The sequence below is a fragment of the Kitasatospora sp. NPDC127116 genome (assembly GCF_042677365.1).
Classification (GTDB): domain Bacteria; phylum Actinomycetota; class Actinomycetes; order Streptomycetales; family Streptomycetaceae; genus Kitasatospora; species Kitasatospora lactacystinica.
In genome coordinates this window covers 67,096-90,727 of record NZ_JBHXTL010000014.1, presented here as the reverse complement: position 1 = coordinate 90,727, position 23,632 = coordinate 67,096, and the positions used below count along the sequence as shown (strand labels likewise).

Below are 23,632 nucleotides of genomic sequence, written 5' to 3'. Positions count from 1 at the left end.
CGCCCCGGGCGCCGCCGACCTCCCCGCGCGCACCGGAGCACGGAAAAGGGCCCGCCGGACGGCGGGCCCTTCCACGGTGGGGGCGTCGGTCAGTAGACCGGCTTGTGCGGCTCGATCTGGTTCACCCAGCCGAGCACGCCGCCGCCCAGGTGCACGGCGTTGCCGAAGCCGGCGGCCTTCACCACGGCCAGCACCTCGGCCGAGCGCACGCCCGACTTGCAGTGCAGCACGATCTTCCGGTCCTGCGGCAGCTTCTCCAGCGCGTCGCCCATCAGGAACTCGTTCTTCGGGATCAGCACCGCGCCGGGGATGTTGACGATCTCGTACTCGCCGGGCTCGCGGACGTCGATGAGGTAGATGTCCTCCTTGTCGTCCTGCCACTGCTTGAGCTGCTGCGAGGTGATGGTCGAACCGGCGGCGGCGGCCTGCGCCTCCTCCGACACGACGCCGCAGAAGGCCTCGTAGTCGATCAGCTCGGTGACCGTCGGGTTCTCGCCGCAGACGGCGCAGTTCGGGTCCTTGCGGACCTTCACCTGGCGGTAGTTCATCTCCAGGGCGTCGTAGATCACCAGCCGGCCGACCAGCGGGTCGCCGATGCCGGCGAGCAGCTTGATCGCCTCGTTGACCTGGATCGAGCCGATGGACGCGCACAGCACGCCCAGCACGCCGCCCTCGGCGCAGGAGGGGACCATGCCCGCCGGCGGGGCCTCCGGGTAGAGGCAGCGGTAGCAGGGGCCGTGCTCGGCCCAGAACACGCTGGCCTGGCCGTCGAAGCGGTAGATCGAGCCCCACACGTACGGCTTGCCGAGCAGCACCGCGGCGTCGTTCACCAGGTAGCGGGTGGCGAAGTTGTCGGTGCCGTCCACGATCAGGTCGTAGCCGGAGAAGATCTCCATGACGTTGGAGTTGTCGAGGCGCTCCTCGTGCAGCACCACGTCGACGTACGGGTTGATCTCCTTGACCGAGTCGCGGGCCGACTCCGCCTTGGACCGGCCGACGTCCGACTGGCCGTGGATCACCTGGCGCTGCAGGTTCGACTCGTCGACCACGTCGAACTCGACGATGCCCAGCGTGCCGACACCGGCGGCGGCCAGGTACAGCAGGGCCGGCGAGCCGAGGCCGCCGGCGCCGACGCACAGCACCTTGGCGTTCTTCAGCCGCTTCTGCCCCGCCATGCCCACGTCCGGGATGATCAGGTGGCGGGAGTACCGGCGGACCTCGTCAACGGTGAGCTCGGCGGCCGGCTCGACCAGGGGTGGCAACGACACGGGGACTCCGATGGGTCTTGTTCGGGTGGCCAGGGCCAACCGCGCTGCGGGTTGCTGCTCCGCCACTCGGGTGGCTGTCTAGGCCAACAGTGTCACGCCCCGTCGCTATTCCGAGACAGCCCGTCCGATGGGCGAGACGGGCGGCACCGGATCGTGGAACCGGCGGCGGGGCCCCGGAAAGGCGCCCCGAGCCCGTGGTTGACGGGCCCGGGGCACCGCTCGGCACGCTCACACCCGGCAGGCCGTCTCCAGCCACACGTCGCCCAGCGACTCCTCCAGCGGCACCTGCGTCCGCCATCCGAGACGGTCCCGGGCGGTGCGCACGTCCGCCTGCCGCCACGGCACCGGCTCGCCCGGCACCGCCCGGCCCTCCGGGCGGTGCCCCTCCGGCCGGTGACCCGGCAGGTGGTGGCCGGGCAGGTGGTCGCCGCCCGCCCCGGCGGCCTGCGCGGGCAGCAGGACCTGCCGGTTCTCCTCGACGATCTGCCCCTCGAAGCCCGAGGCCCGCACCAGCAGCTGGGCCGCGTCCCGGGCCCGCACGGCGTGCCCGCTGCCGATGTTGATCACCCCGGTGGCGGCCGACACCGCGGCCGCCCGGATGGCCCGCGCGACGTCCCGCACGTCCACGAAATCCCGGTATCCGGACAGGTCCGGCATCCGCACCTGGTGCTCGTCCCGCTCCAGTGCCCGCCGCAGGCCCTCGGCCAGCCGCCCGAACAGCGAGGCGGTCGGCGCCCCCGGGCCCACCACGTCGAACACCCGCAGCACCGCCGCGTCCAGGCCGGAGGCCAGCACCAGCTCCGTCCCGGCCAGCTTGGACACCCCGTACGGGCCGACCGGCCGCGGCTCGGCCTGCTCGGACACCGGCACCCCGCCGGGCACCGGCCCGTACTCGGCGGCCGAGCCGACGTGCACCAGCCGGGCCGGCTCCCGGCTGCGCCGGATGGCCTCGCAGACGGTCGCGACGGCCAACGTGTTCGACCGGATCAGGGTGCGCGAGCTGCCGTAGGTGGCGCCCGCGCAGTTGATCACCACCTGCGGCGCGACCGCGTCCAGGAACCGGGCCAGCGCGCCCGGGCTCCCCGTGGTCAGGTCGAAGCGGATGTCGGCCGAGTCGCGCCGGCCGAGCACCGTCACCTGCAACTCCTGGTCCATCAGCAGACGATCGGTGACCCGGCGGCCGATGAAGCCGTCGGCGCCCAGCAGCAGCACCCTCATCGGGGGTGTCCTTCCACGAAGCCAGTTCGGGACGACCTGGCGGACTGAGTTCAACGAACGGGACGAGAGCGGGGATCACGCGGCGGATCCCCGCGGTGGAGCGACGGAGCGGGTGGACGGTGTCGGCGGACGGCACTCAGCGGTGCGAGCCGGCCCGGCCGAGCACCGCCCCGGCGTACGCCAGCAGCGCCGCCGCGACGGTGCCGCCGCCGAGCAGCCAGGCCTCCGGGGCGGAGCGCCCCAGGGCGAGCGGCCCGAGCACCGCGGCGGCCCCGGCCGACGCCCCCGCCGCGGCGGCGGCCGTCCGGCCGCACCGCGCCAGCAGCACCGGCAGCACCAGCAGCAGGCCCAGCACGCCCTGCGCCGCCCACTGGGCGGGGCCGGCCCGCTCGACCGCCAGGTGCAGCGGCCCGCCGCCGTGGCCCGGCCCGGGGCGCGGCGCGACGACGGCCAGCACGGCCAGCGCGGCGAAGCTCAGCACCCCGAGCACCGCCAGGTGCAGGGCCAGCGCGACCGGGAGCACCGGCCGCATCCGGGCCCGGAACCCGGCCAGGGTGCCCGCCGTGCCCAGGTGGCCGCGGCCGACCTGCCGGTACCAGCGGGCCGTCCGCTCGGCCGCCCCGGCCGAGACCGCCGCCGCCAGTACCAGCGCGACGGCCTGCGGACGGTCCCCGCCCGGCACGGCCGAGGGGAGCAGCAGCAGCGCGGCCAGGCCCAGCCCGTGGCCCAGCGCCGCCGGGCGCAGCCGGGTGCCCGGGAGCGGCCGGGGCGCCGGTGCCCCGGCCGGCCCCGGCCCCAGGGCGTCCGGCGGGCGGACGGGTCCGGCGCACGGCGGGCCGGGATCGGCCGGGGACGGCGCGGTCAGCGCGGGCAGCAGCACCAGCGGGACGGCGGCGGACAGCAGCACCGGCCAGCGCGGCCCGAGCGCGGCCACCCCCGCGCAGGGCAGCGCGGCCAGCGCGGCGGCGGTCAGCGCGGCGGCGGTCAGCGCGGCCCGGGCGGCGGCTCCGCCCGACCGCCGCTCCACCGGCCGGGGCGCCGGCGGGCGGCGGGGCACCCGGGCGTACAGCTCCTCGGCCAGCGAGAAGAGGTCGGCGTGCCGGCAGCGGGCGGCGGTGTCCGGGCCGAGCCCGGCCTCCTCCAGCCCGGCGGCGATCTCCAGCGGGTCGACGGCGCGCTCGCACAGCCCGCGGTGCTCCGCCATCACCTCGCGCACCGGGTCCGCGCTGCCGCCGAGCAGGGTCCCGCCCGGCATCAGCGGGCCTCCGCGAGTTCGGCCCGCCGCCCGGCCGGCTCCCGCACCCCGTCCGGGTTCGCGTTCCCCTCCTCCGGGGTGCCGCCCCCGCGCGGGCCGTCGGCCAGCCAGCACTCGGCGGGACGGGCGAACGGGCGCGGCGCGGGCCCGCCTTCCCCGCCGCCCCCGCCGCCGGGGAAGGCCGGGTACTGCGAGACCAGTTCCAGGTAGATCTCCCGGAACGCGCCGATCACCGGCTCCACGGCGAAGCGTTCCTGCGCCCGCAGCCGCCCGGCCAGCCCGAGCCGGCCCCGCCGCTCCTCGTCGCGCAGCAGCGCCAGGCAGGCGCCGGCCAGGGCGCGCGGATCGCGGGCGGGCACCAGCAGCCCGGTCGGCCCGACCACCTCGCGGGCCACCCCGACATCGGTGGAGACCACCGCCCGGCCGCTGAGCATCGCGTCCGCGAGCAGCCGGGGGCTGCGCTGGGAGAGCCCCGAGAAGACCGTCACCGTGCCCGCCTCCCAGGCCCCGGCGAGGGAGCCGGGCCGCCCGGCGAAGTCCACCGCCGGGGCCACTCCCAGCCGTTCGGCCACCGCCGCGCAGTGCGCCCGGTAGCCGGGCGCCGCCTCCTCGCCGTACACCGCCAGCCGGGCGCCGGGCAGTTCGGCGCGGACCCGGGCGAGGGCGTGCAGCGCGAGTTCGAGGTCCCGGCCCGGCTCCAGCGCGCCCGCCCACACCAGGGTCGGCGCCGCGGGCTCCGGCCCGGCGGCCGGGCGGTCCACCGCCGGCGTGCCCTCGTACACCACCCGGGTGCGCGCCGGGTCGGCCCCGCAGCGGCGCTGCCACTGCTGGTCGTGGGCACTGCCGGGGGTGAGTATCGCGGCCTGCCGGTAGGTCTCCCCGGTGAGCGCCCGGAAGAAGGACAGCAGCAGGGCGCGGACCGGCCACCGGTACGGCGCCTCGCGGTGGCCGAGGTACTGCTCGCGCAGGTGCAGGCCGTGCTCGGTGACCACGAACGGCACCCCGTGCAGGTGCCGGGCCACCAGGGCGGGCAGCGCGGCCGGACCGCCGCCGACCACGTGGCACAGGTCGGCCGCGCCGAGGCCGCCGGGGCCGGTGCCGTACCAGGGCGCGGACAGCGGGCGCAGGCACTGCTCCAGCAGGTCCGCCGCGACCAGCACGTCGCACACCAGCGGCTGCCCGGCCGAGGTGTCCGCGCCGGGCAGCCGCCAGATCAGCTCCAGCAGCCGGCGGGCGTGCGCGGAGGCCAGGAAGGCGGGCAGCCCGCCGTCCTCCCGGGCGAGCGCCGCCAGCCGGTACAGCCCGGGCCCGAAGCCGGCTCTCTCCGCGGGCAGCACCAGGGCCCGCACCAGTTGTTCGTACGCCCCGGCGTACCGGCGTCTGCGCACCGCGCCCGGCGCCCGGCCGCCCGGCCGGCGCCCCCACAGCGCCAGCTCGTGCGGGCCGTGCAGGACGGCCGGCAGCCGCTCCGCGGTGTCCGGGGCCCGCCGGGCCGGCCCCGGCCGCGGGCCGGTCAGCAGGTACAGCTCGAACCCGTGCTCCGGCAGGCCCTCGGCCAGCCGCTCGCACCAGCCCCCGGCACCACGCCGGGAATGCGGACGGACACCCTCGGTGAGCAGGGCAACGCGCACGGGAGACCTCCAGGGCAGAGCTGATTCGCTGAGCGGGATCACGGACGGATCGACGGATTTCCGGGCGGCCCGGGCGGTCGCCCGGGGCGCCCCCGCACGACGGCGGGAACGGTCGGGGAAGGGAGGTCCGGTCGGCCCGGGTCGGCGCCGCGGTGCCTCCGTGCGGCCCGCCGGCGGCCCGGTCGCGGCCGCGCCGCGTTCCGTTCCCCCGGGCTCCCGCCCGCTTCGGCGGTCGGGCCCGGCCCGCCGGAACCCCTCGGCCGCGTCCGCCCTCCGGTTGCTCCGGCGGCCGCGGCTCCCCCACACCTGTTCGGTCCGACAGCAGAAAGGTAGGACCGGCCCCGGCCGATCCATCGGTCACATGCCTGCCTGCCACCTGATCGAGTGAACCGCCGTGACCTCGACCCGATCCGGGCCGTTACCGGGCGGTATGCGCGGCCGCCCGCGCGGCCCCGCCCGGGCGCGCGATCGGCCCGCCGCGGCTCGCGCCCCACCCGCGCCGTGCGCTCGGCCGGTGACGTCCGCTCGGCCGGTGGTGTGCGCTCAGCCGGTGGTGTGCGCGATCAGCTCCCGTACCGCCCGGGCGACCTCGTCGGGGTGCTCCATCATCGCCACGTGCCCGGATTCCGGCAGCACCAGCAGCCGGGCGTCCGCGAAGGCCGCGCAGGCGCGGCGGGCCGAGCGGTAGGAGACCAGCTTGTCGCGCAGCCCGTACACCAGCAGCACCGGCGCCCCGACCCGCTCGGCCTGCCGCCACAGCGCCTGGTCGCCGCGTTCGGTGTACGCCGAGACGATGCCGCGGGCCGAGCCGACCAGCGCCTGCATCGCGTGCGGCACCTCCAGCCGGCGCCGGTACTCGGCGACCGCCTGGGCCCGGGTCTCCGGGCTCAGGCTCTCCGGAGCGCCGTAGACCAGCCGCAGCAGGTCCTCGGTGGCCGCCTCCGCGTCGCGCCCGCCCGCGGACAGCCGGCGCAGCACCGCGGGCACGCCGGGCACCGCGAGCAGACCGGTCGGCCAGGCGGAGCGCTGCGGGGGCAGCTCGGGCAGCGCCGGGGAGACCAGGGTGAGGCTGCGCACCAGGTCCGGGCGCACGGCCGCCAGCCGGACGGCGACCGCGCCGCCCAGCGAGTTGCCGAACAGGTGGACCGGGCCGCGGCCGGAGGCCTCCAGGTAGCCGATCACCGCGCGGACGTGGCCGGAGACGGTGAGGTTGCCGTCGGTGGGCGGGTGGGAGCGGCCGAAGCCGGGCAGGTCCACGGCCTCGCCGTCGACGTGCCCGGAGAGCCGGCCCATCAGGGCCTCCCAGTTGGCGGCCGAGCCGCCGAGGCCGTGCACGAAGAGCCCGGGCTCGCGCCCGTCGGCGACGCCGTCGGCGGCGGGGCGGTGCACCGCGAGCACCGGGAACCTCGACCGTACGTACCTGCTGCTCAGCGCTGCTCATGGTGGACGATGGTAGTGAGCCCCGCCCCGGAAGCGCCGGGGTGGTCGGGCCGTGGGCCGCCTCCGTCCCACCACTGCCGAGGCCGAGGTCAGCGCCGTATTGTGGGCTCCTGACAACCAGGCCGATCGTCTTTTCTCGCCTTCGCCGAACGCGGGCGCGGTTACCGAAAAGTAGAATCGGCCATCCTGCAGCAGCGAACAGACCCCGAAGTGAGGAGCGCCGTGACGGCCATCCAGGAGGCGCAGGAGCGCCCGCGCGGTGCCCGCCTGCCGCGAAGCGCCCGCCGTGAACAACTGCTCGGTGCCGCCCAGGAGGTGTTCGTCGCGCAGGGCTACCACGCGGCCGCCATGGACGACATCGCCGACCGCGCCGGGGTGAGCAAGCCGGTGCTCTACCAGCACTTCCCCGGGAAGCTGGAGCTCTACCTGGCGCTGCTGGACAAGCACTGCGACGCCCTGGTCGAGTCGACCCGCGAGGCGCTGTCGGCGACCAACGACAACAAGCAGCGGGTGGCCAACACCATGGAGGCGTACTTCAACTACGTCTCCAGCGAGTCCGGCGCCTTCCGGCTGGTCTTCGAGTCGGACCTGACCAACGAGCCGGCCGTGCGCGAGCGCGTCGAGCGGGCCTCCGAGGCGAGCGCGACGCTGGTCAGCAAGGTGATCCAGGAGGACACCGACCTGCCCGAGGCGGAGTCCAAGCTGCTCGCCGCCGGGGTCTGCGGCCTGGCCCAGATCACCGCCCGGTACTGGCTCTCGCAGGGCCTGGAGATCCCCCGCGACGAGGCGGTGCGGCTGGTCGCCAGCCTGTCCTGGCGCGGCCTGAAGGGCTTCCCGATGCACCCGGGCGAGCAGTCCGGCGAGGGTGCCGCCCACCAGGGCTGATCCACCGACCTTCGTCGGGCCGGGGATCCGGTGCTCTATGGTGAAGCCGTACGGCACGGTCGCCGCGAACGCTTGTCCCAGGCGGTCCGGTGCCCGTGCGTGGAGGCTGCAACCCCGGAGGGACGGAAGCCGTGGAGGTCAAGATCGGCGTGCAGAACGCGCCTCGCGAGATCGTGATCGAGAGCTCGCAGACTGCCGATGAGGTCCAGAGCGCGGTCGCGAAGGCACTGGAGGGCTCGGAGAAGATCTTCGCGCTGTCCGACGAGCACGGCCGTCGCATCATCGTCCCGGCCGAGCGCCTGGCGTACGTGGAGATCGGCGAGTCGGCCTCCCGCAAGGTCGGCTTCGGCACCGCCTGAGGCGTCGCCGCACAGGATCGTCCGGTGCCCCGTTCCCGCGAGGGAGCGGGGCACCGTCGCGTGTACGACCGGGTGGGGCGGGGTACGGCGAGGGTGCGGCGCCGGTGCCGCACGCCCGTTCCCCCGGGAGGCAGCCTTGCTGGTCGAGTCGATCGCCTTCGCCCTCGTCGGCCTGGTCACGGGCGGCGCCGCCCTGCTGGCCCTGCCCGCGTACTTCCGCGCCGCCCGGGCCCTGACACTGGGCACCGCGCTGGCGGCGGCGCTGGTCGGCGGGGTGGTCGCGCACTTCGGCGTGGACGGGCGCCAGCCCGCGGTGTCCGTCGCGGCCGCGGCGGTGGCCGCGGGCGTGCTCACCTCGCTGCTGGCCCGGCCGGACCTCGCCGCCGGGCGCGCCCCGGCGCACCGGCACCACCCGCACCGGCCCGGCGCCCACCGCGCGTCGCGGCGGCACCGGGCGGCCTGAGGAACCCGCCGGCGGCCCGAGGCCCCCTGACGCCCGAGGACTCCTAGGACGCCAGGCCGAGGGCGGCCATCCGCTTGGTGTGCGCCTCGGTGATCCGGTTGAACATCTTGCCGACCTCGACCAGGTCGAAGCCCTGCACCTGCACGCCGCCGACCAGCAGGTTGGACAGCGCGTCGCGCTCGGCGACGACCCGCTGGGCCTGGCTGAGCGCCTCGCCCATCAGCCGCCGGCCCCACAGGGCGAGCCGGCCGCCGGCCCGCGGGTCGGCCTCGATGGCCTGGCGGACCTTGTCCACGGCGAACTGGGCGTGGCCGGTGTCGGACATCACGCTCAGCACCAGGTCACGGGTGTCGTCGTCCAGCCGGACGGCCACCTCGCGGTAGAAGTCGGTCGCGATGGCGTCGCCGACGTAGGCCTTGACCAGGCCCTCCAGCCAGTCCGAGGGCGCCGTCATCCGGTGGAACAGCTCCAGCGGCTCGACGAAGGGCCGCATCGCTTCCTGCGGGTCGGCGCCGACCTCGGCGAGCCGGTCGTGCAGCCGCTGGTAGTGCTGGAACTCGGCGGAGGCCATCCGGGCGAGCGCCGCCTTGTCGGCGAGGTCGGGCGCCAGCTTGGCGTCCTCGGCGAGCCGCTCGAAGGCGCTGAGCTCGCCGTACGCGAGCGCGCCGAGCAGGTCCAGCACCGCCGCCCGGTAGCCGGGGTCGGCCGAGCACGCGGCCCAGTCCCCGATCGAGCCGGCCGCCGCGTCCTGCGTCTCACCATGGGTCTCCATGACCCGCAACTTTAGTCCCGCCCCGCCGCCCCGTGCCCGGGCACGCCCGGTGACCGGCCGGACCGGCCGCTCCGGTGGCAGTTGCCGGGGGCAATGTCAGACGCGTCACGTGTTCGAGTCGTCGCCTGACTGTATGGTGGTACGGAGCCCGTCGTGTTCGCATGGTGTCACCGCCGTCTCGGTACCCCGCGCGAACCCTCCGTAGTGGCACCGTCCAGCCGGACGTGTCCGCACCGGAGGCACGGGTACTCACGTACGCGGATGCCCGGTCGGAGAGCCGATCGGCTCCGACCATGGCTTGGACTTCAAGCCTTGGCACCGCATCAGTGGCCGAGCGAGGGCCGCCGAGACCACGCCCCGAGGCGGAGGTCCCGCGCAGGTCCCTCACGGGAATCCTCCCCGACGCCGCCGGCGACGCGCCCCGCACCAGGGCAGCGCGCACCGGCCGGCCGCAGGGACCGGCGCGGTTGTGCGTCCGCGCAGCTGTATCAGGGCCGCCCAGGCCCGTAGGCAGCCGCGCGGCTGCCCGCCCGCCGCTCGCTCTCGGCCCTTTCGAAAACGGAAGAGGCAGCACCCTGTCCACCACCGCTGAACCCATCAAGACGACGTTCCGGGAACTGGGGATCCTCCCGGAGACCGCCGAGGCACTCGAGTCCGTCGGCATCGTCCACCCCTTCCCCATCCAGGAGATGACCCTGCCGGTCGCGCTGACCGGCCACGACGTCATCGGCCAGGCCAAGACCGGCACCGGCAAGACCCTCGGCTTCGGCCTCCCGCTGATCGAGCGGGCCATCGTGCGCGCCGACGTGGACGCCGGCCGGGCCACCGAGGACCAGCTCTCCGACTTCCCGCAGGCGCTGATCGTCGTCCCGACCCGCGAGCTGTGCACCCAGGTCACCAACGACCTGCAGACCGCCGGCAAGGTGCGCAACGTGCGCGTCCTCGCCGTCTACGGCGGCCGGGCGTACGAGCCGCAGGTGGAGGCGCTCACCAAGGGCGTCGACATCGTGGTCGGCACCCCGGGCCGCCTGCTGGACCTGGCCGGGCAGAAGAAGCTCAACCTGTCCAAGGTCCGCGCGCTGGTCCTGGACGAGGCCGACGAGATGCTCGACCTCGGCTTCCTGCCGGACGTCGAGAAGATCATCACCATGCTGCCGGCCAAGCGGCAGACCCTGCTGTTCTCGGCCACCATGCCGGGCCAGGTCATCAACCTCGCCCGCCGGTACATGAGCCAGCCGACCCACATCCGGGCCGCCGCGCCGGACGACACCGGCGCGACCGTCGCCAACATCGAGCAGCACATCTTCCGTGCGCACTCGCTGGACAAGGTCGAGATGGTCTCGCGCATCCTGCAGGCCGACGGCCGCGGGCTGGCGATGATCTTCTGCCGCACCAAGCGCACCGCCGCCGACGTCTCCGACCAGCTGACCCAGCGCGGCTTCGCGGCCGGCGCGGTCCACGGCGACCTCGGCCAGGGCGCCCGCGAGCAGGCCCTGCGGGCCTTCCGCAACGGCAAGGTCGACGTGCTGGTCTGCACCGACGTCGCGGCCCGCGGCATCGACGTCGAGGGCGTCACCCACGTCGTCAACTACCAGTGCCCCGAGGACGAGAAGACCTACCTGCACCGGATCGGCCGCACCGGCCGGGCCGGCGCCTCCGGCACCGCCGTCACCCTGGTCGACTGGGACGACATCCCGCGCTGGCAGCTGATCAACAAGGCGCTGGACCTGCCGTTCAACGACCCGGAGGAGACCTACTCCACCTCCGCGCACCTGTACGAGCTGCTGAAGATCGCGCCGGGCACCAAGGGTGTCCTGCCGCGATCGGAGCGGACCCGCGCCGGGCTCAACGCGGAGGAGGTCGAGGACCTCGGCGAGACCGGTGGACGCGGCGCCCGCTCGGGCCGCGGCGGTCGCGGTGAGCGCGGTGACCGCAGTGAGCGCGGTGACCGTGGTGGACGCGGCGGCCAGGGCGGCTCCGGCCGTCCGGGCGCCGGCCCCGCCACGGCCGAGACCGAGGAGCAGCAGCCGCGCCGCACCCGCGAGCGCCGCCGCACCCGCCGGGGCACGGCGGTCGGCGCCGAGGGCGAGGCCGCTGCCGTCGTGACCGGTGCCGCCGTGGCGGCCCCGGCCGTCGAGGGCGCCGAGGGCGAGGCCGCTCCGCGCCGTCGCCGTCGCCGCTCGCGCGGCGGTGCCGCCTCGGCCGAGGCCGCGGTGGCGGTCGAGTCGACCCCGGTCGCCGAGGCCGTCGTGGCCGTCGTCGCCGAGGCCGCCGCAGTGGTCGAGGCCGCCGCCGAGGCGGTCGCCGAGGCCCCGGCCCCGGCGAAGAAGGCCACCCGCACCCGGACCCGCAAGCCGAAGGCGGAGACCACCGAGACGGCTCCGGCCGCCGAGGCCGTCGTCGCCGAGGCCACCGCGGTCGTCGAGGCCCCCGCTCCGGTGAAGAAGGCGACCCGGGCCCGCAAGCCGAAGGCGGAGGCCGTCGAGACGGCTCCGGCCGCCGAGGCCGACGCCACCGAGGCCCCGGCCCCGGCCAAGAAGGCCACCCGGGCCCGCAAGCCGAAGGCCGTCGCCGAGACCGCCCCGGAGGCTCCGGCCGCCGAGGCCGACGCCACCGAGGTCCCGGCCCCGCGCAAGCGCACCCGCGCCCGCAAGGTCGCCGCCCCGGTGGAGGCCACCCCGGAGAGCTGACACTCCGTGTGTCCCCCCGAGGGGGCGGGCCAGGCCACCCGGCCGGGCCCGCCCCCTCGGGCGTTCCACGCCGCGGTCCCGTCCCGCCGATCGTTCCCGGGGCCCCGCCCCGCCTCCGCCTCAGGTCACTAGGCTCGGGGCGCCGGGGAGTCCCCGGCGGACCGGCGGGTCGCCGGCAGGACAGCAGGGAGAGCAGCCCATGAGCACGCCGCCGTTTCTGACGCTGCCCCGGTGCGCGCGGGCCGAGCGGGTGGTGACCGGGCGCGGGGAGTTCGCGGCGCTGCGGGCGGAGCCGGCCGGGCCGGTGCGCGGCTCGGCACTGCTGGTGCCGGGGTTCACCGGCAGCAAGGAGGACTTCATCGCGCTGCTGGAGCCGCTGGCGGCGGCCGGGTACCGGGTGACGGCCGTGGACCAGCGCGGGCAGTACGAGACCGGCGGCCCGGACGACCCGGCGGCGTACGGCGTCGGGGCGCTCGGCGCGGACGTACGGGCGCTGACCGGGGCGCTGACCGCCGACGGCACCCCCTTGCACCTGCTGGGGCACTCCTTCGGCGGCCAGGTGGTGCGCGAGGCGGTGCTCGCCGCGGCCGCCGAGGGCCCGCTGCCCTGGCGGTCGCTGACCCTGGTGTCCACCGGCCCGGGCGCGATCGATCCGGCCGAGGCGGCCCGCACCGAGCTGCTGCTGGACGCCCTGCGGGGCATGGACCTGGAGCAGATCTGGCAGGTCATGCGGCAGCTGGAGGCGGAGAGCGGGCAGCCGCGGCCGAACCTGGAGCCGGCCGTCGCGGAGTTCCTGCACCGGCGCTGGCTGGCCAACGTGCCGCGGGCACTGTCCGTCACCGGCGGCCATCTGGTGACCGCGCCGGACCGGGTGGCGGAGCTGGCCGCCGCCACCGCCGGGCTGCCGCTGCTGGTGCTGTCCGGCGTGCGGGACCACGCCTGGCCGGTCCCGGAGCAGACCGCGATGGCCGAGCGGCTGGGTGCCCGCCGGGTGGTGGTCGCGGACGCCGGCCACTCCCCCAACGCCGAGCGGCCGGCCGCCACGGCCGAGGCGCTGGCGGCTTTCTGGGGCTGACGCGGCCGGCGCCGACGCCCGCCGGACCGGTCCGGTTCCCCCGGTTCACCGAAAGTGGTCTGTACCACTTCTGCAACTTCGACCGGCTTCAACACAGGACAAAATTCGTTAGTTACGGTAATCTTTGATTCTGTCCGGGAATCATCGCCGGCCTCCGCTCGGCGCCAATCTCCCGAAACCTGGACTTTACGGACGGGCAACGGCCCGGTAGTACCGCCACGTCACCGTGGTTCACGAGGCACTGGACGCACCAGGCAAGCAAGGGGGCCCTTGCCGCAGCAGACCGCCGCACCCGCGACTACGACCCGCCCGGTCCGGTCTCACCGCCGGATCCGCAGGACCCCGAAAGGGCTGATACCGACTCAGCCGCGACCGCCCCGCCCCGCGGGGTCAGGAAAGGAGACGCCCATGACGAAGACCATGCGCTTCGAGATCGTCCGGCTCGACGACACCAACGGCTCCGCCGCCGACCGCCTGATCGCCGACGCCGCCACCGTGCGCGAGGTCGTCGACGCCGCCGCCCGCACCGGCGAGCGCCTGCTCATCCGCCCGTGCCCGACCGTCTGACCCGGCGCGGCGCCTCCGACCCGGAGCCCACACCCGCCGCCGACGACCCGGGAGCGTCCGATCCGGACGTTCCGATACCCGACTGACGCCCCGTCACCGCATTCGCCGATGACGGGGCGTCAGTGCGTTCGGGGTCGGAGCCGGAACGTTTGCCGCCGCCCGGGACGGGACATCCCCCAACGGGAACCGCCCGCGCCGCGCCCACCCGGTGCCGGTCCGGGCGTCCGCCACCGACAGGTGCCGCCGAGCCCTCCGTACGGGTGATCGTCCTTGACGCGGCGGTCCGGAGGGAGGAGCGTTGACGGCTATGAGGGGCGAGCCAAGCTGCCCGAGGTGCGCCGGTCGGGTCCGCGCCCCCGGTCTGTTCTCAGACACCTGGCAGTGCGACCGGCACGGAGCCGTGCACCCGATGCAGCCCGTGCTGCCCCCGAGTGTGGAGGCCCTCGGCGTCGCCGTCGCCCGCTCCCAGGTCCCGGTCTGGCTGCCCTGGCCGCTCCCGGTCGGCTGGCTCTACACCGGCATCGCCCACGTCGGTGACGACGTTTCGGGAGCCCGGGCCACCGCCGTCGCCTGCTCCGGACCGGCCCCGCTCGGCGGCTTCGGCGAGCTGGTGCTGATCGCCGAGGAGCTGGGCGTCGGCCTCGGTGCCCGCTACGCGGGCCTGCCCGGGCCGGACCCGGGCGACTCCGTCGGCCTCTACAAGCCCGCCGACGCCAAGCTGATGGCCGCCGGGCGGCCCACTCCGATGTTCCACGTCCCGGACGCCCCGGCCGACCGCGCGGTGTTCGCCGGCGAGGCCCGCGGACTCTGGCTCTGGGCGGTCGCCTGGCCCGAGCAGTCCGCGCTGGTGATGTACGACGAGCTGGTGCTGACCGACCTTCGCGAGGCGGGCGCCGAACTGGACCTGCTGCCCTGCGGGGCTCTCTCCCCCCGGCTGCTCGGCTGACCGCTGGCCTATCCTGGGCGGCACCCACGAGCCCCCAGGAGCCCGACCCGTGCGCATCGACCTGCACGCCCACAGCAACGCCTCCGACGGCACCGACAGCCCGGCCGAGCTGGTCGCCGCGGCCGTCGCCGCGGACCTCGACGTGGTGGCGCTGACCGACCACGACACCGTGGCCGGCCACGCCGAGGCCGCCGGGGCGGTGCGCGCACTGCCCGCCGGCAGCCGGCTGACCGTCGTCCCGGGCGCCGAGCTGTCCTGTGCCGTGGACGGCATCAGCATGCACCTGCTGGCGTACCTGTTCGACCCCGAGGAGCCGGAGTTCGCGCGCGAGCGGGACCTGGTGCGCACCGACCGGTTCCGGCGCGGGCGGGCGATCGTGGAGCGCTGCCGGGAGCTCGGCGCGGACATCAGCTGGGAGCAGGTGCGGCGGATCGCCGGGGCCGGCTCGGTCGGGCGGCCGCACATCGCCAGCGCGCTGGTCGAGGCGGGCGTGGTGGCCACCGTCTCGGACGCCTTCACCGCCGACTGGCTGGCCAACGGCGGGCGGGCGGACGTGCGCAAGCACGAGACCGACCCGGTCGCGGCGGTCCGGCTGGTCCGGGCGGCCGGCGGGGTGCCGGTGTTCGCCCACCCGGGCGCGGTCAAGCGCGGCCGGACGGTCTCCGACCAGGTGATCGCCGACCTCGCGGCGGCCGGGCTGGCCGGGCTGGAGGTCGACCACACCGACCACGACGAGGACACCAGGATCCGGCTGCGCGGCCTGGCCGGCGAGCTCGGCCTGCTGGTCACCGGCTCCAGCGACTACCACGGCACCCGCAAGACCGTCCGGCTCGGCGAACACACCACCGACCCCGAGGTGTACGGGGCGCTGCTGGCGCAGGCCACCGGCGCCAAGCCGATCGAGCGCTGAGCGGGGGCGGACGCGGACGCGGGGGCAGGGGACCCGTAATCCCTTGCCCCGGGGTTCGACGCCGCCGCACCCCGTCCGATCGCGCGGCGGTCAGTCCAGCCGGACGCCGCGGCGGTTCGGGTCGCGCAGGTCGGCGCCCTGGTCGAGCCAGCGCTCCTGCAGCGCGGCCGCGCCGTGCACCCGCTTCCAGCCCGCCTCGTTGGGCGTCATCGGCAGCAGCGGCAGGAAGCGGACCGGATCGGCCGGATCGGCCAGTTCCAGGTCCTCGACCAGGCCGCCCGGTTCGGCCGCGAGCACCGAGGTGAAGGGCGCGCCGTCCCAGAGCGGGGAGCCGAGGTCCAGCGAGCCGCCCGGCGCCACCACCAGGCCCTCGACCTGCGGGGTGGCGGCGAAGGTGGCCAGGGTGCGCAGCACGCTGTCGCGCCCGCCCCGGACGGTCAGCACCAGTTCGGCGCGCGGGCCGCGCACCTGGTCGGCGACCGGCGCGGTCGGGTCGGCCATCGGCGCGGCGGACATGCCGAGCGTGGCGTACCGCACGAGGTCCTCGGCGTCCGGGCCGAAGCGCAGCACCTCGATCCGGTCGGCACCGAGGAAGGTGACCGCGGCGCGGCCGCCCGGCTCGCCGAAGGTGGAGATCAGCCGGGCCTCGACGGCGGCCAGCACCGCCTCCCGGGAGAGCTCCGGGGAGGTGCCGCCGTGGGGGTCGCCGAAGAGCGGGAAGTCGTGCGCCATGCCGGTGAGCGTAACCCCCGGGGGTTCGCGGGCCGCGTGCGGGCGGGTGTGCGGGCGCTCGCGGCGGGGCCGCACAAGGATCCCGTAAAGCCTTCGGAAACCTCCGGGAAACCGCACGGCTTCGACGCCCGGTCAGATGTTAGGGTGAGCGACTGGCCACCGGGATCGTTTCGTCCCGGGGCGGCGGCGCGAAGGAGGTGGTTGCGGTGGATACCGGCCGACCATGCAGTACCGGCAGCTCTACCCGGCCCCGACTCCCCCGTACCCCGCGCCCCGCAGGCCCAACCGGCTGAATCAGCCGCGGTAGCCCCGGGCACAGGCCCCACGGCGGACGGACCGGCCGGGAGAGCACTTTCATCCCCCGTTCCACCGGTGTTCTCCGCCGTCGTACCGCGGCCGAACGTTTTTCCTTCCGCGCCGCCGCGCGACGGTTCCTGCCTCTGGGAGCCTGCCATGTCGATGATCAACAGCCTGCGCGCCGCCGTCCGCACCAACCGCCGCCGCGGTGCGTCCGGCGTCTACGACGTCCTGCCCGAGGACGCCGGTTCGGCGGTCGTGGACTGCGCGGTCTACCAGCACGGCAAGCGCAGGGGCGAGACGTGCAGCCCCCGCGAGGCCGCCCGCCGGGTCAAGGCCGCCCACCAACTCCCCGAGGGCGAGGGCTCGTTCAGCTGGATCGGGCTGCACGAGCCGACCGAGGCCGAGTTCGAGGGGATCGCCCAGCGCTTCGGCCTGCACCCGCTCGCGGTCGAGGACGCGGTGCACGCGCACCAGCGCCCCAAGGTCGAGCGCTACGACAGCGTGCTGTTCGCCGTCTTCAAGACCATCCGCTACGTGGAGCACGACCAGCTCACGCCCACCAGCGAGGTGGTGGAGACCGGCGAGCTGATGGTCTTCGCCGGCCGGGACTTCGTCATCACCGTCCGGCACGGCGGCCACGGCTCGCTGCAGGAGCTGCGCCACCGGCTGGAGGCCGACGCGGACGAGAGCGGGCTGCTCTCCAAGGGCCCGGCGGCGGTGCTGCACGCGATCGCCGACCACGTGGTGGACAACTACCTGCTGGTCGCCGAGCGGCTCCAGAACGACGTGGACGAGATCGAGTACGGCGTCTTCTCGGCCAAGGGCGGGCGCAGCGCCGATGTCGGCCGGGTCTACCAACTCAAGCGCGAGGTACTGGAGTTCAAGCGTGCCGTGGTTCCGCTGCTGCGCCCGATGCAGCAGCTGTCCGAGCCGCTCCAGCGGCTGGTCGACCCGGACATCCAGAAGTACTTCCGGGACGTCGCCGACCACCTGGCCCGGGTCGCCGAGCAGGTGCACGGCTTCGACGAGCTGCTGAACTCGCTGCTGCAGGCGAACCTGGCGCAGGTCTCGGTGGCGCAGAACGAGGACATGCGCAAGATCACCGCCTGGGCGGCGATCTTCGCGGTGCCCACCATGATCACCGGCGTGTACGGCATGAACTTCGATTACATGCCCGAGCTGCACCACGAGTACGGCTACCCGATGGTGCTCGGCGCGATCGTGCTGATCTGCGTCGGGATGTACCGGGGCTTCCGCCGCAACGGCTGGCTCTGACCGCCGCGGCCGGCTCCGGTCCGACGGTCAGCGCCGCCCGCCGCGGGCGACCAGGACCAGGCCGAGCAGGATCAGCACCACCGCCGGGTAGGCGGCCGCCGGGGGCCACTGGCCCAGCCAGAGAGCGGCGATCAGCGCCGCGCCCGGGGTCTCCAGCAGGATCGCGGTGGAGGTGATCGACGGCCCGAGGTTGCGCACCACGCGGTTGCTCAGCGAGTGGCCGAGCAGTTGGGCGGCGACCATCAGCAGCACGATCTGCCACCACACCCCGGCCGGCCATCCGGCCAGCGGCGTGCCGGCCACCAGGCAGATCCCCAGCAGCACGGCCGCCGTGGTGGCGTAGCAGACCAGGGTGTAGGCGGTGGTGCTGACGGTCCTGCGGACCTCGGCGCCCAGCAGCATGTACCCGGCCGCGGCCAGGCCCGCGCCGAGCGCGAGGGCGTCGCCGAGCAGCGCGCGCGGGGAGAGCGAGAGGTCCACGCCGGTCAGCACCAGCACGCCGGCGAAGGCGACGATCGTGCCGGTCCAGACCGCTCGCGGCGCCCGGACGCCCATCAGCCGCATCAGCACGATGGTCCACAGCGGGGTGGTGGTGACCAGGGCGGTGGCCGAGGCCACCGAGGTCATCCGCAGGCTGGGCATCCAGAGCGCGAAGTGCACGCCGAGCAGCACTCCCGCGGCCACCGCGAGCAGCAGTGCCCGCCGGCCGATCCCGCGCAGTTCGGCGCGGTGGCGCAGCAGCGCGTACGGGCCGAGGACGCCGACCGACATGACGTTGCGCCAGAAGGCGATCGCCAGCGCGGGCGCGGCGGTGGCGCTGATCAGCGGACCGGACAGCGAGATGCCGCCGATCGAGACGGCGAGCAGCAGCAGGTCGAGGGTGGGGAGCGGGTGCGCCGGCCCCGGGCCGGCGGTCGCGGTCGCGGGGGCGGTCGGGGCGGCGGAGGGGGCGGTCGCGGGCCGGGCGGCGGACACGGCGCTCCTTGCTGGTCGCGGGGGTGGGGCGGTCATACGGTAAGGCCCGTGGCGGCGCAATGGAACTGTCGCCCGGAGGCTGAGACGTCCGACCGGCTCCGGACCGCTCCGCCGGAGGGCCCCCGGTGGCCGTACGCTGTCCGCCATGGACCGTACGCCCGCCGCCGCGACCGCCGACGACTTCCTCGACCAGGCCCTGCTGGAGGAGGCCGCGAAGAAGTCCGGCCTGCTCTGGGTGCGCGCGGACGGGCAGGAGCACGCCCGGCCGCTGTGGCACGCCTGGCACGACGGCGCCGTCGTGGTGGTCGGCGGGGGCGGCGAGCAGCCGCTGCACGGCCTGGAACCCGGCGCCGGGGCCGTGGTCACCGTCCGCAGCAAGGACAAGGGCGGCCGACTGACCGGCTGGAACGCCCGGGTGGTCGAACCGGCCCCGAACAGCGAGGCCTGGCTGGGCGCCGTCGAGGAGCTCAAGGGCAAGCGGCTGAACGCGCCCGACACCGACGCCATCACCACCCGCTGGGCCCGCGAGTGCCGGGTGCTGCGGCTGGAGCCGACCGGCCCGCTCACCGAGCACCCCGGGGCGATGCCGGACGGCTCGCACGCCGCGCAGCCGGTGCCCACCCCGGCCACCACCCGCCGCCCGATCCCGGCCGGCCTGCCCAAACTGCTGTTCAAGCGCCGTTAAAGGTTCACGCCCGGGACTCGTCCGACGGCTACCGTGCCTCCCGGCCGGGCCCGGAACACGCGGGTAGCCTTGGCCGCGGACGCGCCCCCGGCGCGTCCGGTACGGCATCGAGCGAGTCGAGGGAGTCCATGGCAGGGCCAGGCACCCGGGTCTTCATCTCCCATCTGTCCGCCATCGCGGTCTTCGACCCGAACGGCGACCAGGTCGGGCGGGTCCGGGACGTGGTCGTGTCGCTGCGGCTCGGCGGCCGCCCGCCGCGCGTGCTCGGCCTGGTGGTCGAGGTGGTCGGCCGGCGCCGGATCTTCCTGCCGATGACCCGGGTGACCAGCCTGGAGTCCGGCCAGGTGCTCACCACCGGCGTGATCAACATGCGCCGCTTCGAGCAGCGCCCGTCCGAGACCCTGGTGCTCGCCGAACTGCTGGACCGCACCGTCACCTGGTCCAAGACCGGTGAGCAGGTCACCGTGCTGGACGTCGGCATGGTGCAGAGCCGGCTGCGCGAGTGGGAGATCAGCAAGGTCTTCGTCCAGCTCGGCCGGGCCGGCCGACTGCGCAAGGGCAAGGGCGAACGGCTCACCCTGGACTGGCAGGACGTCACCGGCTTCTCGCTGACCGAACAGGACCAGGGCGCGGCCAACCTGCTCGCCACCTTCGAGCAGCTGCGCCCCGCCGACCTCGCCAGCGTGCTGCACCACCTGTCCGCCAAGCGCCGGGCCGAGGTCGCCGCCGCCCTCGACGACGAGCGGCTGGCCGACGTCCTGGAGGAGCTGCCCGAGGACGACCAGGTCGAGATCATCGGCAAGCTCCAGGAGGAGCGCGCCGCCGACGTCCTGGAGGCGATGGACCCGGACGACGCCGCCGACCTGCTCTCCGAGCTGCCCGGCGACGAGGCCGAGCGGCTGCTCCAGCTGATGGAGCCGGACGAGGCCGCGCCGGTGCGCCGCCTGCTGACCTACGAGGAGGACACCGCCGGCGGTCTGATGACCACCGAGCCGGTCGTGCTGGAGCCGGACGCGACCGTCGCCGAGGCGCTGGCCCGGGTCCGGGTCAGCGACCACAAGCCCGCGCTGGCCGCGCAGGTCTTCGTCTGCCGCCCGCCGAACGAGACCCCGACCGGCCGCTACCTGGGCACCGTGCACTTCCAGCGGCTGCTGCGCGAACCCCCGTACGTCCTGGTCGGCTCGCTGGTGGACGACGACCTGGACCCGCTGCCGCCGGACACCCCGCTGTCGCTGATCACCAGCTACCTGGCGACCTACAACCTGGTCGCCGCACCGGTCGTGGACGACGCGGACCACCTGCTCGGCGCGGTGACCGTCGACGACGTGCTCGACCACCTGCTGCCGGACGACTGGCGCGACGCCGCGCTGCACGCCCACGACGAGGACCGCGACGACGAGAGCGAAGGGGTGACCGGTGGACGGTGACCGCAGCGGACGGCCGGACGACTCCGCGCGCCGACGCCTCCAGGGAGAACTGCGCCAGCTGCGTCAGCTGCGCGAGCTGCGCACCCGCGAGGGCGGCCGGGACCGGCGCTCGGACACCGCGCCGATCACCGGCACCGGCCGCGCCCGGCTCGACCAGCCGCGCACCGCGCGGCCCGGCCTGCTCTCGCTGCCCTCCTACGACCCGGAGGCCTTCGGCGTCCTGTCCGAGCGGATCGCCCGCTTCCTCGGCACCGGTCGGTTCATCGTCTGGATGACGGTGGTGGTCGTCGTCTGGATAGCGTGGAACACCCTGCTGCCGGCGAACGTGCGCTTCGACGAGTACCCGTTCATCTTCCTGACCCTGGCGCTGTCCCTGCAGGCCTCGTACGCGGCCCCGCTGATCCTGCTGGCGCAGAACCGCCAGGACAACCGGGACCGGGTCAACATGGAGCAGGACCGCGCCCGCAGCGACCGCAACATCGCCGACACCGAGTACCTGACCCGCGAGGTCGCGGCCCTGCGGCACGGGCTCGGCGAGGTGGCCACGCGGGACTTCATCCGGTCCGAACTCCAGTCCCTGCTCAAGGAGATCGACGAGCGCCGGGAGTCCTCCGACGCCCTGTGACCCTCGGCACGCTACCGGCGAGTCAAGGGAATCCGTCGGCGCCGTACCATCAAGGCATGGCCAACGAGACAGAGGTCGCGGCCGGCGTCACGGAGGAGTCCGTACGCCAGGCGCTGGCGACCGTCAACGACCCGGAGATCAACCGCCCGATCACCGAGATCGGCATGGTGAAATCGGTCGGGATCGCCGAGGGCGGCGCGGTGCGCGTCGCGGTCTACCTGACGGTCTCCGGCTGCCCGATGCGCGACACCATCGTCACCCGGGTGCGCGAGGCGGTCGGGAAGGTCCCCGGCGTGACCGGCGTCGAGGTCGAGCTCGACGTGATGAGCGACGAGCAGCGCAAGGAACTGTCCCAGCTGCTGCGCGGCGGCGCCCCCGAGCGGGAGATCCCGTTCGCCAAGCCGGGCACGCTGACCAGGGTCTACGCCGTCGCCTCCGGCAAGGGCGGCGTCGGCAAGTCCTCGGTGACCGTCAACCTGGCGGCCGCGATGGCCGCCGACGGTCTGAAGGTCGCCGTGGTGGACGCCGACATCTACGGCCACAGCGTGCCGCGCATGCTGGGCGTCGAGGGCCGGCCGACCCAGGTCCAGGACATGATCATGCCGCCGCAGGCGAACGGCGTGAAGGTCATCTCGATCGGCATGTTCACCCCGGGCAACGCGCCGGTGGTCTGGCGCGGCCCGATGCTGCACCGCGCGCTCCAGCAGTTCCTCGCCGACGTGTACTGGGGCGACCTGGACGTGCTGCTGCTGGACCTGCCGCCCGGCACCGGCGACATCGCGATCTCGGTGGCCCAGCTGGTCCCCAACGCGGAGATCCTGATCGTCACCACCCCGCAGATGGCCGCCGCCGAGGTGGCCGAGCGGGCCGGCACCATCGCGGTGCAGACCCACCAGAAGATCGTCGGCGTGATCGAGAACATGTCCGGCATGCCGTGCCCGCACTGCGACGAGATGATCGACGTCTTCGGGACCGGCGGCGGCCGGACCGTCGCGGACGCGCTCACCCGCACCGTCGGCGCGACCGTCCCGGTGCTCGGCTCGATCCCGATCGACGTGCGGCTGCGCGAGGGCGGCGACGACGGCCGCCCGGTCGTGCTCGCCGCGCCCGACTCCCCGGCCGGCGCCGCCCTGCGCGCCGTGGCCGGCAAGCTCGGCGGCCGCCAGCGCGGGCTGTCCGGCATGTCGCTGGGCCTGACGCCCAGGAACAAGTTCTGAGACCGTGACCGACGAAGGGCCGGGTGGCCGGACCACCCGGCCCTTCGTCGTACCGTCGCGCCCCCCGGGGCGCTACGGCCGGGTGTAGGCGGCCAGCTCCGGAACGGTGGAGAAGCCGATGCCGTAGGCGCTGACGCCGCGGCCGTAGGCGCCGAGCAGAACGCCGGGGGCCTCGCCGGCCAGCACCCAGCCGTACTCGGACTCGCGGTAGCGGAAGGGCTGCGGCAGCCCGTTGACGGGCAGGCTGAGGGTGGACCAGCCGGGGCCCGCCAGGTCGTCGGCGAGGTCCCAGGCGAGGCTGCTCTGCTGGTCCAGCCAGTCCTGGCGCAGCGCCCGGTCCAGCTGCCCGGGCCAGGTCCCGGCGAGCAGGCCGGAGCCGGCCAGCCAGGCCGCGGAGGAGGCGGAGGTCGCCTCCAGGGTGCCGGTGTTGTCGGCACTGCGGCGGCTGTCCCGGCGGGCCACCGTGACCACGACGGCGAACTTCCGCACGTCTCGCGGCTCGTACCGCTGGGCCGGCTCCTCGCCGTGGCCGAGCGAGCCGTAGTCGACGCTGCCCGCGGTGCGGGGGCCGGCGCCGGCCTGCACCAGGAAGCGCCGGCCGGTCCAGCCCTCGTCCAGCCCGTACCAGGGGAAGTCTGCGGACAGGTAGGGCACCAGCGGGTCCACCGGGCCGGCCTGTCCGCCGACCACCGGGCCGCCGGCCGTGGCCGTCGCCCCTCCCGCCTGACTCGTCGCGTCCATCCCCGGGCCTCCTCAAACACACGTTTGCCTGCCGTGGCGCGCTCCCATGGTGGCGCACCGCGGCGCTCCCCGGGGCCGTTCCTGGTACGCGACGGGGCGCGTTGTGACGGACGGCTCAGCGGGAACAATCAGCACAATAGCGGCGCACGCGCCACCGCCCCGCTCAGCCGGTGGCC

At 75.1% G+C, this 23,632-nt stretch carries 22 protein-coding genes; 13 read left to right on the top strand and 9 right to left on the bottom strand.

What is annotated here, in order from left to right; translation table 11 throughout:
• Positions 1 to 89: 89 nt before the first annotated feature.
• The 5 genes from moeZ to ACFVHV_RS09125 all read right to left on the bottom strand — a co-directional run bounded on the left by moeZ (position 90) and on the right by ACFVHV_RS09125 (position 6,770).
• A complete protein-coding gene (gene moeZ / locus ACFVHV_RS09145) occupies positions 90 to 1,268 on the bottom strand; it encodes an adenylyltransferase/sulfurtransferase MoeZ (protein WP_359903497.1) in 1,179 nt (392 codons plus the stop codon).
• A 228-nt stretch (positions 1,269 to 1,496) separates the two neighbouring features.
• The gene (locus ACFVHV_RS09140; RefSeq protein ID WP_380350169.1) at positions 1,497 to 2,486 is read right to left on the bottom strand and encodes an NAD-dependent epimerase/dehydratase family protein; all 990 of its coding nucleotides are present in this window, start codon (positions 2,484 to 2,486) and stop codon (positions 1,497 to 1,499) included.
• A gap of 136 nt (positions 2,487 to 2,622) precedes the next feature.
• Positions 2,623 to 3,741, bottom strand: coding sequence for a hypothetical protein (locus ACFVHV_RS09135; protein ID WP_380350166.1), 1,119 nt, complete (start codon positions 3,739 to 3,741; stop codon positions 2,623 to 2,625).
• Entirely contained in the window at positions 3,741 to 5,372 is a 1,632-nt protein-coding gene (locus ACFVHV_RS09130; RefSeq protein WP_380350163.1) for a DUF3492 domain-containing protein, read from the bottom strand. The genes ACFVHV_RS09135 and ACFVHV_RS09130 overlap by 1 nt, the downstream gene beginning before the upstream one ends.
• 543 nt (positions 5,373 to 5,915) lie before the next feature.
• Complete coding sequence (locus tag ACFVHV_RS09125) at positions 5,916 to 6,770, bottom strand: alpha/beta fold hydrolase (protein ID WP_380350160.1); 855 nt, start codon at positions 6,768 to 6,770, stop codon at positions 5,916 to 5,918.
• Positions 6,771 to 7,034: 264 nt separating this feature from the next.
• Here ACFVHV_RS09125 and ACFVHV_RS09120 point away from each other — a divergent pair, with 264 nt between their 5' ends.
• The 3 genes from ACFVHV_RS09120 to ACFVHV_RS09110 all read left to right on the top strand — a co-directional run bounded on the left by ACFVHV_RS09120 (position 7,035) and on the right by ACFVHV_RS09110 (position 8,519).
• Positions 7,035 to 7,697, top strand: coding sequence for a TetR/AcrR family transcriptional regulator (locus tag ACFVHV_RS09120; RefSeq protein ID WP_359903508.1), 663 nt, complete (start codon positions 7,035 to 7,037; stop codon positions 7,695 to 7,697).
• 131 nt (positions 7,698 to 7,828) lie between these two features.
• Positions 7,829 to 8,056, top strand: coding sequence for a DUF3107 domain-containing protein (locus tag ACFVHV_RS09115; RefSeq protein ID WP_359903510.1), 228 nt, complete (start codon positions 7,829 to 7,831; stop codon positions 8,054 to 8,056).
• 136 nt (positions 8,057 to 8,192) lie between these two features.
• On the top strand, positions 8,193 to 8,519 hold the full coding sequence (locus tag ACFVHV_RS09110; protein ID WP_359903512.1) for a hypothetical protein: 327 nt from the start codon (positions 8,193 to 8,195) through the stop codon (positions 8,517 to 8,519).
• A gap of 43 nt (positions 8,520 to 8,562) precedes the next feature.
• On the opposite strand, the gene ACFVHV_RS09105 is transcribed toward ACFVHV_RS09110, so the two are convergent.
• On the bottom strand, positions 8,563 to 9,291 hold the full coding sequence (locus ACFVHV_RS09105; RefSeq protein ID WP_049660234.1) for a ferritin-like fold-containing protein: 729 nt from the start codon (positions 9,289 to 9,291) through the stop codon (positions 8,563 to 8,565).
• Positions 9,292 to 9,980: 689 nt separating this feature from the next.
• On the opposite strand from ACFVHV_RS09105, the gene ACFVHV_RS09100 reads away from it, so the two are divergent.
• From ACFVHV_RS09100 to ACFVHV_RS09080, 5 genes are all read left to right on the top strand, one after another.
• Positions 9,981 to 11,981, top strand: coding sequence for a DEAD/DEAH box helicase (locus ACFVHV_RS09100; RefSeq protein ID WP_380350155.1), 2,001 nt, complete (start codon positions 9,981 to 9,983; stop codon positions 11,979 to 11,981).
• Positions 11,982 to 12,180: 199 nt separating this feature from the next.
• The gene (locus ACFVHV_RS09095) at positions 12,181 to 13,056 is read left to right on the top strand and encodes an alpha/beta fold hydrolase (protein WP_359903518.1); all 876 of its coding nucleotides are present in this window, start codon (positions 12,181 to 12,183) and stop codon (positions 13,054 to 13,056) included.
• A gap of 408 nt (positions 13,057 to 13,464) precedes the next feature.
• Positions 13,465 to 13,623 carry a hypothetical protein gene (locus tag ACFVHV_RS09090; protein WP_359903649.1) on the top strand — a complete coding sequence of 53 codons (159 nt, stop codon included), beginning with the start codon at positions 13,465 to 13,467 and terminating at the stop codon, positions 13,621 to 13,623.
• Between the two features lie 307 nt (positions 13,624 to 13,930).
• Positions 13,931 to 14,569: a DUF6758 family protein gene (locus tag ACFVHV_RS09085; protein WP_359903520.1), complete on the top strand. Its 639-nt coding sequence runs from the start codon at positions 13,931 to 13,933 to the stop codon at positions 14,567 to 14,569.
• A 49-nt stretch (positions 14,570 to 14,618) separates the two neighbouring features.
• On the top strand, positions 14,619 to 15,479 hold the full coding sequence (locus ACFVHV_RS09080) for a PHP domain-containing protein (protein ID WP_380350151.1): 861 nt from the start codon (positions 14,619 to 14,621) through the stop codon (positions 15,477 to 15,479).
• 90 nt (positions 15,480 to 15,569) lie between these two features.
• On the opposite strand, the gene ACFVHV_RS09075 is transcribed toward ACFVHV_RS09080, so the two are convergent.
• Positions 15,570 to 16,211, bottom strand: coding sequence for a suppressor of fused domain protein (locus tag ACFVHV_RS09075; RefSeq protein ID WP_380350148.1), 642 nt, complete (start codon positions 16,209 to 16,211; stop codon positions 15,570 to 15,572).
• A gap of 453 nt (positions 16,212 to 16,664) precedes the next feature.
• Between ACFVHV_RS09075 and corA the strand changes: the two genes are divergently transcribed.
• Positions 16,665 to 17,786, top strand: a complete 1,122-nt coding sequence (corA, locus tag ACFVHV_RS09070) for a magnesium/cobalt transporter CorA (RefSeq protein ID WP_359903528.1) — start codon at positions 16,665 to 16,667, stop codon at positions 17,784 to 17,786.
• A 27-nt stretch (positions 17,787 to 17,813) separates the two neighbouring features.
• On the opposite strand, the gene ACFVHV_RS09065 is transcribed toward corA, so the two are convergent.
• Entirely contained in the window at positions 17,814 to 18,761 is a 948-nt protein-coding gene (locus ACFVHV_RS09065) for a DMT family transporter (protein WP_380350144.1), read from the bottom strand.
• Between the two features lie 145 nt (positions 18,762 to 18,906).
• Here ACFVHV_RS09065 and ACFVHV_RS09060 point away from each other — a divergent pair, with 145 nt between their 5' ends.
• The 4 genes from ACFVHV_RS09060 to ACFVHV_RS09045 all read left to right on the top strand — a co-directional run bounded on the left by ACFVHV_RS09060 (position 18,907) and on the right by ACFVHV_RS09045 (position 22,715).
• Positions 18,907 to 19,446, top strand: coding sequence for a hypothetical protein (locus tag ACFVHV_RS09060; RefSeq protein ID WP_359903531.1), 540 nt, complete (start codon positions 18,907 to 18,909; stop codon positions 19,444 to 19,446).
• Positions 19,447 to 19,574: 128 nt separating this feature from the next.
• Complete coding sequence (locus tag ACFVHV_RS09055) at positions 19,575 to 20,873, top strand: magnesium transporter MgtE N-terminal domain-containing protein (protein ID WP_359903533.1); 1,299 nt, start codon at positions 19,575 to 19,577, stop codon at positions 20,871 to 20,873.
• A 76-nt stretch (positions 20,874 to 20,949) separates the two neighbouring features.
• A complete protein-coding gene (locus ACFVHV_RS09050) occupies positions 20,950 to 21,498 on the top strand; it encodes a DUF1003 domain-containing protein (RefSeq protein ID WP_380350196.1) in 549 nt (182 codons plus the stop codon).
• A gap of 56 nt (positions 21,499 to 21,554) precedes the next feature.
• Complete coding sequence (locus ACFVHV_RS09045) at positions 21,555 to 22,715, top strand: Mrp/NBP35 family ATP-binding protein (protein ID WP_359903536.1); 1,161 nt, start codon at positions 21,555 to 21,557, stop codon at positions 22,713 to 22,715.
• Positions 22,716 to 22,787: 72 nt separating this feature from the next.
• Here ACFVHV_RS09045 and ACFVHV_RS09040 read toward each other — a convergent pair whose 3' ends face one another.
• Positions 22,788 to 23,456 carry a hypothetical protein gene (locus ACFVHV_RS09040; protein ID WP_359903538.1) on the bottom strand — a complete coding sequence of 223 codons (669 nt, stop codon included), beginning with the start codon at positions 23,454 to 23,456 and terminating at the stop codon, positions 22,788 to 22,790.
• Positions 23,457 to 23,632 lie beyond the last annotated feature (176 nt).